Below are 16,137 nucleotides of genomic sequence, written 5' to 3'. Positions count from 1 at the left end.
CGCCCTGCCGGATCGCTCCCTGGGAACGACACAAAGCCGGGACTGACAGAATGGCCGTGTTCTGCACAATTTCCCGTCAGAGTGCAATGAAAGGTTCCGAAAAGACGGGTTTTTCAGGCATCACATGGTGAAATCGTGCCTGCTCGATGGGGATGGACTTCTAACGGGCAAGGTATGCGGGGCGCTGCCCCGCTTCCCGGAAAGGAGCACGCCCCTTTCATTCCTGTTTGATTTCAAAAGGGTTTCCAAAGGGCGACTGCCCTTTGGCGGGGGATGGGGCAGAGCCCCACGAAGACCTCACGCCTTGAGCGCGAAGTCCTCTGCAGGGCGGGCGCCCATGCGGGTGATGATAGCCCCGGCCGACTGGTTGCCGAGTTTGGCGCAGGCCTCAAGGCTGTGCCCCTTGGCAAGACCGGCAAGGAAACCGGCAGCAAAGGCATCGCCAGCGCCCGTGGTATCGACCACCTTGACCGGTTCGGTCGGCACGACGAGCCTCTGACCTTCAGAGAGAATGACAGCGCCCTTCTCGGCGCGGGTAAGCACGACCAGAGAGGCATCAGCGCCTGCCTGGGCCGAGGCGGAATCGAAATCATCGGTGCCGTAGAGGGCGCAGATCTCGGCTTCGTTGGCGAAAAGAATATCGATATGGCCAGCCACGAGCGCGCGGAAAGCGTCGTGGTGACGGGCAACGCAGAATGTATCCGACAGGGTGAGCGCGACGCGGCGCCCTGCCTTGTGAGCAGTCTCGGCGGCAAGGATGAAGGCAGCCTGGGCGCGATCCTTGTCGAAGAGATAGCCTTCCATATAGGTCACGGCAGCGCTGGAAACTGCTTGCTGATCGACATCCTCAGGCCCGAACTCGGTGCAGATGCCGAGATAGGTATGCATGGTACGCTGCCCGTCAGGGGTGACCAGAATGATGCATCGCGCCGTCGGGCGGTCTGCACCCTCGACGGGAACAGAAGGATAAAGCAGGTTTTGCGCGGTCAGGTCTCTGGCATAGCCAAGCCCGGCCTCGTCGGCGGCAACCTTGCCGAGATAGCCCACGCGGGCGCCGAGACGGGCGGCAACAACAGCAGTATTGGCAGCGGAGCCACCACCCATGACCTGCTCAGGCGTGATCTTCGCTTCGATTTCTGCAGCCTGGGCGGCATCGATCAGGGTCATGCTGCCCAGGGGCGAACCGAGCGCGGTCAGCGTCTCCTGGGAAACCGGGGCCAGAATATCGACAATGGCGTTGCCGATGCAGAGCAGATCAAGAGCAGGCGCAGTCATGAAGTCTCCAGAAGAGATGAATTAAAGCGGAAGAACCCTTATTCACGCCATGAAATCAACATGATCAATCGCGATCGTAACGCTGCGTGAACGACAGGTTCGGCATTCTTCGCCAAAGGCCATGACACAAGACTCGGTCAGGGTCAAAAACCGCGAAAACCTGCCGTTTATCGGCTTGTCGCTTGCGCATCTTAACGTGTAAGCCGGGTAAGGGCGTGAGGTGCTGTTTTGCTGGCATCTCGCCTGTCCCAAGCCGCCAGCGGCACCCGAACCGCCACCTCTTTGAACGCGCAGCGGGGTTCTCTTGTTCAAACGACGCAAACCAGAAGATACAGCTCCTCAATCTTCAGGTGCTTCGGCCAGTATTGGTCAAAAAGCGACTGCTCCCGGCTCGGGCAGCGCTTCGCTCTTTCCTGAGCGTCCGGCCCCAGCAGCCGACGCTTCACCAGCCTCTCAAATCAAGGATTCTGCCGCGATGGGTCGTTCGCCGTTCCCCACCCCTCCCTCTCCTGCCACGCCTGCGGCCCCGGCAGCTCCGGCACGCCCCGCAGCAGCAGCTGCTGCTGCCCCCGGCGGTCGTCGTGAAACCTCTGATCGCCGTACGCTCGTCGTGGGACGCGGCATCTCGGTTCAGGGCTCGATTCAGGACGCAGAGCGTCTTGTGGTCGAAGGGACGGTTGAGGCCTCCCTGCTTCAGGCAGCCGAGCTTTCCGTTGCACCGGGCGGTGTTTTCCGCGGCGAGATCGAAGTGGAAGATGCCGATCTGGCCGGTACGATTGACGGCACGCTGACCGTGCGCGGCAACCTGACCGTGCGCGCTACCGGCAAACTGATCGGCAAGACGCGTTGCCGCCGCCTGCAGGTCGAAGATGGTGGCCAGATCACGGGTCATCTCGAAATGATCACGGGTGACATGCCGCCGCGCCCCGCTTCGCTCGAAACGTCGGCGCCGGCTGTCGAAAAGCCGGAAGAAACGACCCCTTCCGCCTGAGCCCGCCAGGGACCAGATACAAAAAAGCCCGGTCCTTGATGACCGGGCTTTTTTATAGGGCGAAGCCTTAAGCTGGAAAGATCAGCCGACGCTTTCGCGACGGTCACGCAGCTTCACATAGGCAATTGCGCAATGCTCGGCGCAGTAAGGCTTGCCGGGAACGGGCTTGGCACCGCAGAAATGGAACCCGGGCGTGCCGGGATCACCGTTCGGCCAGCAGCAGGCCGGACCGCGGCGCGGTGAGGTTTCTGTCGTCAACGGGCGCAGAAGCGGGCGAAGCATCAGGTCTGGCGACATGGTTTTGGCCTCGGCGGGTTTGCGGGTCGGGCTGGGCTTGCTGGCAGCAGGCGCAGCGTTATCAGGCACTGCAGAACTGGCGCTTGCGGCGGGTTTTTCAACCGGTTCCGGTCTGGAAACAGGCGGCGCGACCGGCTCGGCGGCGACAGGCGCTGCGGGTGCAGCTGCGACTGACGGTTTCGCCTCGCTGACGGGCGCGGTCTGCGGCGCAGCCGGAGCTACCGTTACCGTCTCGTCGGCGACAGGCGCGGCCGGAGCTTCGGTTGCTGCGTCCTTGCGTGGCTTGGCCGTCGCGCGGATCGGCGATGGGCGCGGTGGCAGACCCAGGCGATGGGCCTTGCCGACAACGGCGTTTTTCGTGATCGACAATTGCCTGCCAATCTCGGCAGTGGATAGTCCTTCCTGCCAAAGCGTCTGAAGACGGGAGATTATTTCGTCAGTCCATTCCATCGCCCGTGCTCCTCATTCAGTCCTGTGACGTAAAACTAGGGTGTCGCTACGACTTGCTCAATCCGTAAAGCGGATTTTTCTATGATGAGACTGGCGGATAAACACGGAGCTCTTGCTCAAGTCAATCTGAACCCGCACGAATTACCAAAGAATGAGGGGCGAGCCGCTGTCATGACGCAGAAGGCATCGCCACTTATGCCCATTCACTCCGCGCTGGGGGACCTGACGAGGCGAACACTGCGCCCCTCGACCACGAGATGGATCTCTCCCTTGAGCAAAGCAAGCGCGTCTTCGCCAAAAACGGCGCGACGCCATCCCTGCAGGACGGGGCTGTCGGTCTCGCCCAGCGCGAGACTGTCCAGATCATCACTCGTCGCGACCAGCTTGGGCGCCACGCGATTGGCCTCACAGCTTGCAGCCAGCACCACCTTGAGCAGCGCCACGAGCGCAGCAGATGGCTTGGCCCCATCCGACTTGCGCGGCGGGCGGGGCAGGTCTTTTTCCGGCAGATCAATGCCGGTCTGTATGGCAGCGAGCAGCCCCGGTGCGGCCTTACCTTCAGCAAAACCACGCGAGACACCACGCACACGCGACAGCGCCTCGGAATCCTGAGGACGAACAGCAGCGATTTCCAGCAGGCTCTCGTCGCGGATCAGACGCTGACGCGGAATATTCAGCGCCTGCGCCTCGGTCTCGCGCCAGGCAGCAACCTCACGCAGCACGGCCAGCATGCGGCGATTATTGGTGCGCGCCTTGAGGCGCTCCCACTGGCGGCGCGGATCGGGACGGAAGGTTGCCGGATCATTCAGCACAGCAAGCTCGGCGTCGGCCCAGCGCAGGCGGTTCTGCTTTTCAAGCTCGTCATGCAGCGTCAGATAGACATTGCGCAAATGGGTGACGTCTGCCGCTGCATAGGCGATCTGCGCCTTCGACAGGGGGCGGGCTGCCCAGTCGCTGAAACGATGCGTCTTGTCGATGCTCGCGCCGGTAATGGCATTGACCAGCGTGTCATAGCCGACCTGATCGCCATAGCCACCGACCATGGCGGCCACCTGCGTGTCAAAAATGGAGCGGGGCAGCGCATCGAAGAGATGCAGGAAAATCTCGAGATCCTGACGGGCTGCGTGGAAGACCTTCACGCAGCTTTCTGTCGCCAGCAGATCGGCAAGAGGTGCGAGGTCCAGCCCGGGCGCCAGCGTATCGATGACGGCTACATCGGACACACCACCCAGCTGCACCACACAAAGCTCAGGCCAGTATGTATGTTCGCGCACGAACTCCGTATCGATCGTAACGAACGGCTCCTGCTTGAGTCGGGCGCAAAGTTGCGCCAAATCTTCTGTAGAAGACACGATGACTGGGGCTGGGAAACCGGCTTGAGACACTTGCATTTCCCTTCCATACATCAGGGCAGACCATCATGACCACATCAGAGAACGATCTGGCGGCGCTTAGCCAGCTCGGCCGTCAGACAACCCAGCCGGACAGCCCGGAAACCGCAACGCTTGAACGCGTACCGAGCCCGCATAAAGGCCGCGATTACGTCGTGCGCTTCACGGCACCGGAGTTCACCTCGCTTTGCCCCGTCACGGGCCAGCCCGATTTTGCACATATCGTGATCGACTATATTCCAGACGAATGGATCGTCGAAAGCAAGTCACTGAAGCTCTATCTGACCAGCTTCCGCAATCATGGCGCGTTTCACGAAGACTGCTCGGTCAGTATCGCCGTGAAACTGGTCGAGATCCTGAACCCGAAATGGCTGCGTATCGGCGCCTACTGGTATCCGCGCGGCGGTATTCCCATCGACGTCTTCTGGCAGACGGGTGAAGCACCGAAGGGTGTCTGGATTCCGGCTCAGGACGTGCCCGGCTATCGCGGTCGCGGCTAGATCACGCGACCATCGCCCCCAGGACGGGGGCGGAATGGAAGCGATCGTAAAAAATCGCTTTCCGGTATGAAAAAGGCCGGTACCCTGAGAGGGAACCGGCCTTTTTCAAGAATTCAGTGAAGCGGGTGGGTCGCTTCGGCGGCCTCGATGGCCGCTCTGGTCGCCTGAATCTTGCGAGACAGACGATCCTGATCGGCAATGTCGTCAGCGGCCACATTCGTCAGCTGGGTTTCCAGCATTTCGAGGCGGCTCTCTGCTTCACTCAGAACGATATCCTCGATCGGAAGCGCCTCATCCGCAAGGATGGTGCAGCGATCGGCCGTGATATCGGCGAAACCACCGGAGACGAAGAAACGCTCGGTAACGACGCCATTCTCATAGAGACTGACGACGCCACCGCGCAGCAGCAGCATGATCGGCGCGTGATCCGGCATGGCCGCGATATCGCCTTCCTCGCCCGGGATGACAGCCATGTCTACTTCCTTCTGGAAGAGCAGCTTCTCCGGGCTGATGATTTCGACCTGAACCGGCATGGGCTTACGCCGACTCCTTCATCTTCTCGGCCTTGGCGATCGCTTCGTCGATCGGGCCGACCATGTAGAAAGCGCCTTCCGGCAGGTGGTCGTATTCACCGGCCACAATCGCCTTGAAGCTGCGCACGGTGTCGTCAAGCGCAACGAGCTTGCCCGGCGAACCCGTGAAGACTTCAGCCACGTGGAACGGCTGCGACAGGAAGCGCTGGATGCGACGTGCGCGCGCCACGACCTGCTTGTCCTCTTCCGAAAGCTCGTCCATGCCCAAGATCGCGATGATGTCCTGCAGGCCCTTGTAGGTCTGAAGGATACGCTGCACGTCACGGGCCACCTGGTAGTGCTCTTCACCGACGATCTTCGGGTCGAGAGAACGTGAGGTGGAGTCGAGCGGATCGACAGCCGGGTAGATACCCATTTCAGCGATCGAGCGGTTCAGCACGGTCGTGGCATCAAGATGGGCGAAGGTCGCGGCAGGAGCCGGATCGGTCAGATCGTCGGCAGGCACGTAAACGGCCTGAACCGAGGTGATCGAGCCCTTCTTGGTCGAGGTGATGCGCTCCTGCAGGGCGCCCATCTCGGTGGCCAGCGTCGGCTGATAGCCAACGGCCGAAGGAATACGACCCAGCAGAGCCGAAACTTCCGAACCAGCCTGGGTGAAGCGGAAGATGTTGTCCACGAAGAACAGCACGTCCTGGCCTTCCTCGTCGCGGAAATATTCTGCGAGAGACAGGGCAGACAGGGCAACGCGGGCGCGGGCACCCGGCGGCTCGTTCATCTGGCCATAGACCAGTGCGACCTTGGAGCCAGCCGTCGAGCCGTCTTCGCCAATCTTGATCACGCCGGCATCCTGCATTTCGAAATACAGGTCGTTGCCTTCACGCGTACGCTCGCCGACACCGGCAAAAACGGACACGCCGCCATGGGCCTTGGCGATGTTGTTGATCAGTTCCTGAATGATAACGGTCTTGCCGACGCCGGCGCCACCGAACAGACCGATCTTGCCACCCTTGAGGTAAGGGCAGAGCAGATCGACAACCTTGATGCCGGTCACGAGAATTTCGGACGCAGCAGCCTGGTCTTCGAAGGACGGGGCCTTGCGGTGAATCGGATAATGCTTGTCGGACACAACCGGGCCGCGCTCATCGACGGGCTCGCCAATGACGTTCAAGATACGGCCAAGCGTGGCCGGACCAACCGGAACGGTGATCTGCGCGCCAGTATCCTTGACGGCACTGCCACGGACCAGACCATCGGTGCTGTCCATGGCGATGCAGCGCACTTCGCGCTCACCGATTTCCTGTGCCACTTCGAGCACGAGGGTCTGGTCGCCAATCTGGACGTGCAGCGCATTGAGGATATGCGGCAGCGTGCCTTCGAACTGGACATCGACCACGGGACCGCGGACCTGCGTCACGCGACCCACGACGTTGCTGCTGGCAGACGACAGAGTTTCGGACATCGTATTTCGGCTCCTGCGTAAAAGTCTCAGACGGCTTCAGCGCCGGAGATGATCTCGATAAGTTCTTTGGTGATGTTGCTCTGTCGGGTGCGGTTGTAGCGCTGCGACAATTCGTCGATCGCCTTGCCTGCGTTCCGTGTCGCGTTATCCATGGCGGTCATGCGCGCGCCCTGCTCGCCAGCTGCACTTTCGAGAAGCGCTGCGTAGAACTGCACCTGGATGTTACGCGGCAGAAGCTGAGCGAGCAGCTCGGCTTCATTGGGCTCAAATTCGTATTGAGCGCTATATTCTGTCTGATTGTCGTTCTCAGGCACCGTCAGCGGCACCAGGGCCTCTTCTGTCGGTGTCTGCGTCATGGCGTTCACGAAGCGGTTGAACACAACCGTCACGCGATCGACCTGACCCGAGGTCAGCAATTCCGTCACACGCTCGCCAAGCTCGGCAGCAGCCTGGAACTGCACCTCGCGGCCGCCCGTGCCCGTGATACGGTCAACAAGCTTGGTGGGGAAGATGCGCGCCATGGCATCGCCGCCCTTGCGGCCGACGGGCAGGATGCGCACCGTTTCGCCCTGTGCCTCGAGACGCGCCACGATCTGACGCGTTGCGCGCACCAGATTGGCGTTGAAGCCACCGGCAAGACCGAAATCGCTGGTCAGAAGAACGACGAGATGGGTCGAGCCCTTGCCACCTTCGAGCAGGATCGGCAGCTCGCCCTGACCGGCTGTTGCAACAGCCAGCTCGGCCAGCATGCGACGCATGGCAGCAGCATAGGGACGCGAGGCCTCGGCATGCTTCTGAAAACGGCGCAGCTTTGACGCTGCAACCATTTTCATGGCGCTCGTGATCTTGCGCTGTGATTTCACGCCCGCGATCCGGGCGCGCAGTTCCTTCAGCGAGGGCATGATCCGTCCTTAGGCTTCGAAGCGCTTGTTGAACGCCGTGAGCAGCTCGGTCAGCTTGGCTTCGACTTCCGGCTTGATCTGGCGATCATTGCGGATGGCGTCGAGAATGTCCTTGCCCGGGCCACGCATCTCGGCAAGCAGAGCGGCTTCGTAGCGCACGACCTGATCGACCTTTACCACGTCGACAAAGCCACGCGTACCGGCAAACAGCACCACAACCTGCTCTTCAACCGGCAGCGGCGAGGTCTGCGGCTGCTTCAGCAGCTCGGTCAGACGGGCGCCACGTTCCAGCTGCTTGCGGGTTGCGGGGTCGAGATCGGAAGCGAACTGCGCGAACGCAGCCATTTCACGATACTGGGCCAGGTCCAGCTTGATCTTGCCGGCAACCTGCTTCATCGCCTTGATCTGGGCTGCGGAGCCGACGCGCGACACCGAACCACCGACGTTCACAGCAGGGCGGATGCCCTTGTAGAACAGATCGGTCTCAAGGAAGATCTGACCGTCGGTGATCGAGATCACGTTGGTCGGGATGTAGGCAGCAACGTCACCAGCCTGCGTCTCGATGACCGGCAGAGCCGTCAGCGAACCACCGCCGAACTCGTCGGACATCTTGGCAGCGCGCTCGAGCAGACGCGAATGCAGATAGAACACGTCACCCGGGAAAGCCTCACGGCCCGGCGGACGACGGAGCAGCAGCGACATCTGGCGATAGGCCACGGCCTGCTTGGACAGATCGTCATAGCAGATCAGGGCATGCATGCCGTTGTCACGGAAGAACTCACCCATCGAGCAGGCCGAGTACGGAGCAAGATACTGCATCGGTGCCGGGTCGGAAGCCGTTGCGGCGACAACGATGGAGTATTCCATCGAGCCTTCTTCCGTCAGCGTGCGAACGAGGTTGGCAACGGTCGAACGCTTCTGGCCGATGGCAACATAGATGCAGTAGAGCTTTTGCTTCTCGTCACCTGTGGCGTTGACGGGCTTCTGAGCAACGATGGTGTCGATCAGAATGGCGGTCTTGCCGGTCTGACGGTCACCAATCACGAGCTCACGCTGGCCACGGCCGATCGGCACCAGGGCGTCAATGGCCTTGATACCGGTCTGCATCGGCTCGCAGACGGACTGGCGCGGCATGATGCCGGGCGCCTTGACCTCTGCGCGCTTCATGACGACGTCGGTCAGCGGGCCCTTGCCGTCGATCGGGTTACCGAGAGCGTCAACAACGCGACCCAGAAGACCCTTGCCGACCGGCACTTCGACCACAGCGCCCGTACGGGTGACGGTGTCACCTTCGCGGATGCCGTCACCATCGCCGAACACGACAACGCCAACGCTGTCTTCTTCAAGGTTCAGCACCATGCCACGGTCGCCCGTGGTCTGGAAATCGACCATTTCGCCGGACATGGCGTTGGACAGGCCATAGACGCGCGCAATGCCGTCACCGATCGACAGGACCGTGCCCGTCTCGGAGACCTGCGCATCGTCATTGAAGGACGCGATCTGCTGCTTGAGGATGTCCGAAATCTCTGCGGGACGGATATCCATCACGCGGCTCCCTTCATGGCATTCTGGATGCGGGTCAGACGCCCGCGAATGGAGGTATCAAATAGCTTGGCGCCGATCTGCACGACAAGGCCACCGATCAGCTCGGGCTCGACGCGTTCGATCATGGACACACGGGCATAGCCCGCTTCTGCCAGGCGAGTCTGCAAGGCGCTGCGCTGTGCCGCACTGAGCGGCTGTGCGCTGCGCACTTCGGCCACGGTCTCACCACGACGCTTGGCGTCAAGAGCGATAACCGCACCGAGAATATCATCGAGGCGTGCGGCGCGACGGTTGCGCGCGATGACGCCAATGAAACGCTGAAGCGTTTCGCTGAAACCCTGGGCCTTCAGCACGGCGCCGAGTCCCTGGCCAGCCTGACGGGAATCAAGACTCTGGTCGGTGAGGAAGTCGCGCAGCGGCGCGCTTTCCACAATCAGCTTGCGCAGCGCACGCACCTGATCGAGCACCTCAGGGAGTACCGACTTCTCTTCGGCATACTCGTAGAGCGCCAGGGCGTAGCGATGGGCCACGCCTCCTGGCGAGTCCAAGCTGACCTGCGGTGCTTCGGCTGTTTCGACCACTGTCACGTCTGGCGTTCCCACCCCAATTACACAAACATCCTGACGACCAACGGGGGAGCCGTGCAGGGTTTTGCCCCAACGCACCACTCATGCAACCGATTGATCATGACTCAGGTAACGAGACTGTTCATCCCGATTCCGCAATAACGGATCAGGCCTCGCGGGGCGTCTAGCACGCGTCTAGCGCCCTGTGCAACTGACACTCTGGTGCAAAGCAGGCCACGGACAGGAACCTTCCCGGCTTCACCAGACCTTCCGCAAGCGCTTTGTTCCGGATTTGCACTCTCGCGGCGGTTTTTGCCACAACCGGGCGCTTCTCCCTGCTCAGAACAAGGACACTTATGTCACTCATTTCCTGCGCCCCTCTCATTCCCTCCCGACGCAGTCTCGCCCCGCTTGTCTGCTCTCTGGCGATTCTCTCCTCACCCGCGTTGGCCGCAGCCCCACCGGAACAACCTGCAGGTGTGCCCTACTGGGATAACTGGACCGATGAGCAGGGCGTGAGCCATCTGACAAAATGCAAACTGCGCAATTTCACTCTCAGGCAACTGGCACCCCATGCGGACCCGCAATGGGTCAATCACGCGCAGCAGGGGCAGGCCCGTATGGTGACCAGTGTGCAGCCTGCACACTGGAAGGGCGGCTGGCATGCGCCGGAGAGCGTGCAATGGATCGTCCCGATCCAAGGCGTGTGGTTTGTTCAGAGCATGGATGGCACACGGGTGGAACTGAACCCGGGCGACGCCCTGCTGAGTGAGGACGTTGGCGCCAAAGCCGACAGGGACGGTCATATCGGCCATCTCTCGGGCAATGTCGGCGATGCGCCTGTCGCCCTCATGATCACGCAGTTTGCGTCAGCAACGCCCAGCCACAAACCCTGCCTGACAGAGTGAGCACGCGGACACGCGCCTGAACAAAGGCACTCTGATGTAATTTTTCGGGAGAGGATCGGCTGGAGCGGGCGAAGGGAATCGAACCCTCCTCAGAAGCTTGGAAGGCTACTGCATTACCACTATGCTACGCCCGCGCTTCAGCTGATGACCCTCCCTAACGCCGATCCCGGCGCGAGGCAAGTGACAGTTTTGGCCGAAAAACTGCAAATGATCTCTTGACTTAAGCGCTCCGGCGCCGCATTACGCCGCAAGTGGTCTCGTCATGACCCAACCGGACCGGATGTTTCATCTGCGATGGTTGACCAGGCGGACGACGTTAGGGGTGTAGCTCAATTGGCTAGAGCGCCGGTCTCCAAAACCGGAGGTTGAGAGTTCGAGACCCTCCGCCCCTGCCACCACGCCGCAGCCGCTGGCTGATAAAGTCAGCGAGCGGAGTCGGGCGCGGTATTCCGCCACGCGCGGCTTTCAGATAAACATGAGGATGACGGTGTCGGTCACTACCCCCAAAAACGGGTCGCAGCAGTCTTCGCCCTCTAAGGGTGGCGCCCCGAAACCCTCTGCAAAACCAGCAATCCGTTTCAATCTGGTGCAATACCTGAAAGACGTCCGCGCGGAAGCAACCAGGGTCACCTGGCCGACTCGCCGCAATACGCTGGTTACAACGGGCGCCGTGCTGGCCATGGCCGCCCTCACCTCTGTTTTCTTTTTCGTCGTCGACCAGGTTATCGGGCTTGGCGTGCGCGAACTCTTTGGCATTGGAGGCTAAGACGAACAACCATGGCTAAGCGTTGGTACGTCGTGCATGTCTATTCCGGGTTCGAGAAGAAGATTGCCACCCACATCAAGGAACAGGCAGCTCAGAAAGGTCTGAGCGATCAGTTCGAGGAAGTTCTGGTACCGTCCGAGGACGTTACCGAAGTGCGCCGTGGTCGCAAGATCAATGCCGAGCGCAAGTTCTTCCCGGGCTATGTTCTGGTGAAAATGGAACTGACCGACGATGCCTGGCATCTGGTCAAGGATACCCCCAAGGTCACCGGCTTTCTGGGCACGCGCAACCGTCCCTCGCCCATCACCGAGGCGGAAGCAGAGCGTATGCTCAAGCAGGCTGAAGAAGGTGTCGAGCGTCCGCGTTCGGCTCTTACCTTCGAGATCGGCGAACAGATCCGCGTAGCCGATGGTCCGTTCACTTCGTTCAACGGTGTCATCGAGGAAGTGGACGAAGAGCGTTCGCGCCTCAAGGTCAGCGTCTCGATCTTCGGTCGCTCCACACCGGTGGAACTCGACTACACACAGGTCGAGAAGCTCTGATTATTCGGCTCTAAGCCTGAAAAAACCCGCCTCCGAAAGGAAGCGGGTTTTTTTGTGCCTGTTTGGCAGAGCCCGAAAGGCTCCTCCCTGAAAACAAGGGAGAAGCCGTCGCAAGCCCTCAGGGCGTGGCCGGAAGCACTGGCAATACCGGCAGGGCGCGGATCTTCTGTGCTGCCAGATCGGCCAGTTGCCCTGTCAGGGTGCTGAGACCAGCCACCAGCGTGTTGGCCTGCTTGTTTTCGAGATGGGTCTGCAGCTGGACCGGAATCGTGAGATTCGGACCAATGCCGGATTTTTCGCCATGAACCGAGAGCGACCCGACAAGGGACGCATTCCCCTGCTGATCGGCATTGAAGGCCGTAACCGTCAGCTCGACGAAAGCGAGAGGCTTGGTCGAAACCGCGTCGTTCTGGGCAAAAACGGTCGTTCCCGACAGGCGCTGCGCCAGATCCTGCGTCAAAACACGCCCGATCATGTCACCAATCCCTTCGCTCCAGGCATTCCCCTTCGCGATGCCCAGTTTGTAGTCCTTGTCCTGACGCACGATTTCGTCGCGATCAAGGCTGGCGGTCACGACAGGCGTGCGCACCTCGACCACAACCGGGCCGCCCTGCTGGGCGACGCCGGGTACGGGCGCGATGGAGTAAAGTGTCGGATCGCTGCCACAGGCCGAGAGCCCCGTCATCGTCAGAAGCGACAGGGCAGCAACAGCGACGGGACGGCGCATGGCGCGATGCGAGCGGAGAGAAAGCAATATCTTCACGTCAGTGGCGTCCCGTAATCAGTGCCGAAGGATGGTGATTCAGGTAGTCGGTAAGGAAGCGTATGGAACGCGCCGCCTGGCCGAGCTGGGTGATCATGGCCTGCAAATCGCGATGGAAATCGGTATCGCCACCATAGCTGGCCAGCACTACCTGCGCGTTTTTCAACGTACCCTGAAGCGCATCGCTCATGGCGGGCAGCTTCTTGAGCAGGGGCTTCATGCCCTGATCGGCATTCTGGGTCAGCTCGGAAATATGACGCAGCGAATCGCGCAGAGCGACAATCGACTGCTTCACTTCCGGGCTCGCCAGGCGCTGATCGGCATGTGCCAGCAGATCATTCAGATGCTCACCGATCTGGGTAAGCGGCATGGCCGCCACCTTGTCCATGGTCGTCGCCGCAGAAGCCATGATGCCGTCGATACCGCCAGGCTGGCTCGGAATGATGGCGACATCATCCTCATAGGTCAGACTCTCGGGCTTGGCGTTCTTGACAAATTGCAGGCCGATCATCGATTCGCCGGTCAGGAAGCTGGCGCTTTCGACCGAAGCCCTCATCCCTCGCGCCACAAATGCCTCAAGCAGTTTGTGCCGTGCGTCGCGTGAGCTGTCTTCGGTGCTCAGAACACGCTCCGGTTCGAGTTCCATCTCGACACGGACGCGGGCCGAAGCATCCTTTTCGTTCACCTTGAGCGAAACATCGGTCACGCTGCCCACTTGAATGCCAAACATGCTGACCGTTGCCCCGCTTGTGAGGCCCTTGACGGAGCTGTCGATATAGGTGGCGGCCTTGATTCTCTGATGATAGCGCGCGTTATCGGCCTCGGCCTGGCTGCCATACAGTCTGAAGACCGAATTGGCAGGCGCCTGGGGCGCATCCACCTTGAGGCGTCTTGTTGGCAGACCAAAAGCCACGCCGCCCGAAAGCAGCGCCTGAAGCGAGGTAAGCTGAACCTTGAGCCCACCTGCACCGAGCCCGACCTGAACACCAGAGACATTCCAGAAGCGTGTATCAGTGCGCAGGTAATGATCGTAGGGCGACTTGACGAAGACCTGGACCATGATCGGGCCTTCGCCACCCGGTGGCATGGTGTAACCCAGCACCTCACCTACCGACATGTCACGGAAGAAGACCGGCGCCCCTTCACCAATCGAGCCAAGCGTGGGCGTTACCAGCATAAAGGTGGAACCGGGCTGGTCCGAGCGCACGCCAGGGGCTGCTTCAAGCCCTGTGAAATTGCTCTCGTAGCGACCACCCTTCTCACCCGGATCGATCGCGATATAGGCCCCGGACAGCAGCGTTTCGAGACCGGTAATGCTGGCACCGTTGATACGCGGGCGCACGACCCAGAAACGCGTGTGATCGGTCAGGATATCCTCGGTATCGCCATTCATGCGCACATGTACGATCACGCGGCGCATATCCGGCGTCAGGCTGATATCCTGCACCGTACCCAACGTCACGGCCTTGTTCTTGACCTGGGTCTGCCCCGCAGTCAGGCCGGAAGCCGTATCGAAGGTAATGGTGATGTCCGGCCCGCGATTGGCAAGGCTCCGCCAGGCAAGCCATCCGGCAATCACGATCGCTAGGATCGGAATCAGCCAGATGACCGAGAAACGCGTCTTTCTGACCCCGGCCTGTTTGGGGGCGGGTGAATTCTGACGGGATTGATCGTTTTGGTCGCTCACGCGCGCTCAGGCTCCATATCGTGAGGAGGAAATGAAGTACCGCCCTCGGAGATCCCTCCCGGTGCGGAATTTTGTCTTGCCTCGTCGGGAGCCGGAACCGGGCCGTTTTCCCCTGCGGCGTCCCACATGCTGCGTGGGTCGAAGCTATGCACCGCAAATATCGTCACAATGACGACGATGGTGAAGAAAACCACACCTGGATCGGCGAGAACATTGGCGAGAAAGTTAAAATGTACGATCGCAACCAGAATTGAGATCATGAACACGTCGATCATCGACCAGCGTCCGATCAGATCGATCAGTCGATACAGCTTGGTGAGATTGCGCAGGCCCCTTTTCTGCTTGCGCCATGTGCCGATAACCATGACGGCAAGAGAGACGATCTTGAGCACCGGCACGGTGATCGAGGCAAAAAGCACCAGCAGCGCCAACGGGATCAGATCAGACTGCCAGAGTTCGATCACGCCATGGATGATGGTGCTGGTGTCGGGCTGACCCATCTTCGTATAGGTCATGACCGGCAGGAGATTGGCCGGAATATAGCAGATGATCCCGGCCAGCAGCAGGGCGGCGGCATTGGTCAGGCTGTTGGATTTGCGTCGGCGCAGGATCTGATGGCAGCGCGGGCAATCGCCCATATCGCCTTCACGCGACACGGGGTGATCGAATGCCATGACCAGCCCGCATGAATGGCAGGACAGCATGTGCTGCAGCGATGGCATGAACTCTTCAGTTGCCGTCAGATGCTCGACCGGCAGGATACGTCCCTCGCCATCTGCCATCTCTTCGCGAATGTCGCGGTTATGCCAGATACGCTCGACATCGAGTGTGGAATCGGTAGCCGCCATGGTGAACATGAGCGCCGCGATCAGGAACACGCCAGCCTGCAGATCGACAATCGCCAGATCGATGAGCTTGGTATAGGCGACGAACACGCCGAGAATATAAACCTCGATCATCGACCATTCGCGCAGCCTGTCGTACCAGGACATGAGGCGCGGCGCCCAATCCGGCATATGCCGCCGGCTGGCCCCGATCAGAATGGCCCCCATAAGCGCAATCACGATGCCTGGCATGACCAGAGTGGTCAGGCCGACAATGACGCCAATTTCGCCAAATCCTTCTCTGCCGAGTTCGATCGGCCCTGTCAGAATCGTGACCGTGTTCACGCGACCATGAACATTGATCGTCAGCAACTGGGTGATGAGAAGCGCCAGATAGAGCGCTGCCGAGGCAAGACAGAAGGCCGTGGGGGCAGCGATAGGCGCCGTGCGCCTGCGCCGGGCCAACTGGGCATCGCACCGCGTGCAGAAGGCCACCTGCCCGCGCTTGAGACGCGGCACTGTCTGGAAAAGCCCGCAATAGGGGCATTCGCGCACACCCTCCACGACTTTCAGCGTCGGGGAAGGCGTCACGGAAGAAGTCATCGTGACGGCATTGCGCCACAGACGCTTATGGAAGCGATCAGACATGAATCATAGTGTAGCGAACGATTCCGTTGAGAGATAGGTGTTTGCCCTGTTGCAGTCCCCCGCAGTCTCGGCTATAGCACCGCGCCAAGG

Annotated in this window: 16 protein-coding genes and 2 tRNA genes; 6 read left to right on the top strand and 12 right to left on the bottom strand. The window is 60.6% G+C overall.

Annotation, left to right across the window (positions count from 1 at the left end):
• Window positions 1-297 precede the first annotated feature (297 nt).
• Window positions 298-1,275 carry an adenosine kinase gene (locus IEV53_RS04025; protein ID WP_188425517.1) on the bottom strand — a complete coding sequence of 326 codons (978 nt, stop codon included), beginning with the start codon at window positions 1,273-1,275 and terminating at the stop codon, window positions 298-300.
• Between the two features lie 475 nt (window positions 1,276-1,750).
• Here IEV53_RS04025 and IEV53_RS04020 point away from each other — a divergent pair, with 475 nt between their 5' ends.
• Window positions 1,751-2,266: a bactofilin family protein gene (locus IEV53_RS04020; RefSeq protein WP_188425516.1), complete on the top strand. Its 516-nt coding sequence runs from the start codon at window positions 1,751-1,753 to the stop codon at window positions 2,264-2,266.
• Between the two features lie 81 nt (window positions 2,267-2,347).
• Here IEV53_RS04020 and IEV53_RS04015 read toward each other — a convergent pair whose 3' ends face one another.
• Together IEV53_RS04015 and rnd are read right to left on the bottom strand one after the other, a co-directional pair.
• Window positions 2,348-3,013 (bottom strand): GcrA family cell cycle regulator, encoded by a 666-nt coding sequence (locus IEV53_RS04015; RefSeq protein ID WP_188425515.1) that lies wholly within the window; start codon window positions 3,011-3,013, stop codon window positions 2,348-2,350.
• 203 nt (window positions 3,014-3,216) lie between these two features.
• Window positions 3,217-4,404, bottom strand: coding sequence for a ribonuclease D (rnd, locus tag IEV53_RS04010; protein WP_188425514.1), 1,188 nt, complete (start codon window positions 4,402-4,404; stop codon window positions 3,217-3,219).
• A gap of 29 nt (window positions 4,405-4,433) precedes the next feature.
• On the opposite strand from rnd, the gene queF reads away from it, so the two are divergent.
• Complete coding sequence (gene queF / locus IEV53_RS04005; protein ID WP_188425513.1) at window positions 4,434-4,904, top strand: preQ(1) synthase; 471 nt, start codon at window positions 4,434-4,436, stop codon at window positions 4,902-4,904.
• Window positions 4,905-5,017: 113 nt separating this feature from the next.
• On the opposite strand, the gene atpC is transcribed toward queF, so the two are convergent.
• The 5 genes from atpC to atpH are packed head-to-tail and all read right to left on the bottom strand — an operon-like array spanning window position 5,018 to window position 9,930.
• Entirely contained in the window at window positions 5,018-5,437 is a 420-nt protein-coding gene (gene atpC, locus IEV53_RS04000; RefSeq protein ID WP_188425512.1) for an ATP synthase F1 subunit epsilon, read from the bottom strand.
• Between the two features lie 4 nt (window positions 5,438-5,441).
• Window positions 5,442-6,896, bottom strand: a complete 1,455-nt coding sequence (gene atpD / locus IEV53_RS03995) for a F0F1 ATP synthase subunit beta (protein ID WP_188425511.1) — start codon at window positions 6,894-6,896, stop codon at window positions 5,442-5,444.
• Between the two features lie 26 nt (window positions 6,897-6,922).
• Window positions 6,923-7,798, bottom strand: coding sequence for a F0F1 ATP synthase subunit gamma (locus IEV53_RS03990; RefSeq protein ID WP_188425510.1), 876 nt, complete (start codon window positions 7,796-7,798; stop codon window positions 6,923-6,925).
• Between the two features lie 9 nt (window positions 7,799-7,807).
• The gene (atpA, locus tag IEV53_RS03985) at window positions 7,808-9,343 is read right to left on the bottom strand and encodes a F0F1 ATP synthase subunit alpha (RefSeq protein WP_188425509.1); all 1,536 of its coding nucleotides are present in this window, start codon (window positions 9,341-9,343) and stop codon (window positions 7,808-7,810) included.
• Window positions 9,343-9,930: an ATP synthase F1 subunit delta gene (atpH, locus tag IEV53_RS03980; RefSeq protein ID WP_229719545.1), complete on the bottom strand. Its 588-nt coding sequence runs from the start codon at window positions 9,928-9,930 to the stop codon at window positions 9,343-9,345. The genes atpA and atpH overlap by 1 nt, the downstream gene beginning before the upstream one ends.
• Window positions 9,931-10,265: 335 nt before the next feature.
• On the opposite strand from atpH, the gene IEV53_RS03975 reads away from it, so the two are divergent.
• Window positions 10,266-10,817, top strand: a complete 552-nt coding sequence (locus IEV53_RS03975) for a cupin domain-containing protein (protein WP_229719544.1) — start codon at window positions 10,266-10,268, stop codon at window positions 10,815-10,817.
• 60 nt (window positions 10,818-10,877) lie between these two features.
• On the opposite strand, the gene IEV53_RS03970 is transcribed toward IEV53_RS03975, so the two are convergent.
• Window positions 10,878-10,951, bottom strand: a tRNA-Gly gene (locus IEV53_RS03970).
• 184 nt (window positions 10,952-11,135) lie between these two features.
• On the opposite strand from IEV53_RS03970, the gene IEV53_RS03965 reads away from it, so the two are divergent.
• The 3 genes from IEV53_RS03965 to nusG all read left to right on the top strand — a co-directional run bounded on the left by IEV53_RS03965 (window position 11,136) and on the right by nusG (window position 12,125).
• Window positions 11,136-11,212 (top strand) — tRNA-Trp (locus IEV53_RS03965).
• A gap of 86 nt (window positions 11,213-11,298) precedes the next feature.
• Window positions 11,299-11,583, top strand: a complete 285-nt coding sequence (secE, locus tag IEV53_RS03960; RefSeq protein WP_229719543.1) for a preprotein translocase subunit SecE — start codon at window positions 11,299-11,301, stop codon at window positions 11,581-11,583.
• Between the two features lie 11 nt (window positions 11,584-11,594).
• A complete protein-coding gene (gene nusG, locus IEV53_RS03955; protein ID WP_023979810.1) occupies window positions 11,595-12,125 on the top strand; it encodes a transcription termination/antitermination protein NusG in 531 nt (176 codons plus the stop codon).
• Window positions 12,126-12,243: 118 nt separating this feature from the next.
• On the opposite strand, the gene IEV53_RS03950 is transcribed toward nusG, so the two are convergent.
• From IEV53_RS03950 to IEV53_RS03940, 3 genes are read right to left on the bottom strand one after another with little or no spacing between them, the layout of a single operon-like run.
• A complete protein-coding gene (locus IEV53_RS03950) occupies window positions 12,244-12,888 on the bottom strand; it encodes a PqiC family protein (protein WP_229719542.1) in 645 nt (214 codons plus the stop codon).
• A gap of 1 nt (window position 12,889) precedes the next feature.
• Complete coding sequence (locus IEV53_RS03945) at window positions 12,890-14,575, bottom strand: PqiB family protein (protein ID WP_188425508.1); 1,686 nt, start codon at window positions 14,573-14,575, stop codon at window positions 12,890-12,892.
• Window positions 14,572-16,047 (bottom strand): paraquat-inducible protein A, encoded by a 1,476-nt coding sequence (locus IEV53_RS03940; RefSeq protein WP_188425507.1) that lies wholly within the window; start codon window positions 16,045-16,047, stop codon window positions 14,572-14,574. The genes IEV53_RS03945 and IEV53_RS03940 overlap by 4 nt, the downstream gene beginning before the upstream one ends.
• Between the last annotated feature and the right edge of the window lie 90 nt (window positions 16,048-16,137).

It is taken from the genome of Asaia siamensis, from assembly GCF_014635085.1.
Classification (GTDB): Bacteria; Pseudomonadota; Alphaproteobacteria; order Acetobacterales; family Acetobacteraceae; genus Asaia; species Asaia siamensis.
This window is presented reverse-complemented; position numbering and strand designations above follow the sequence as displayed.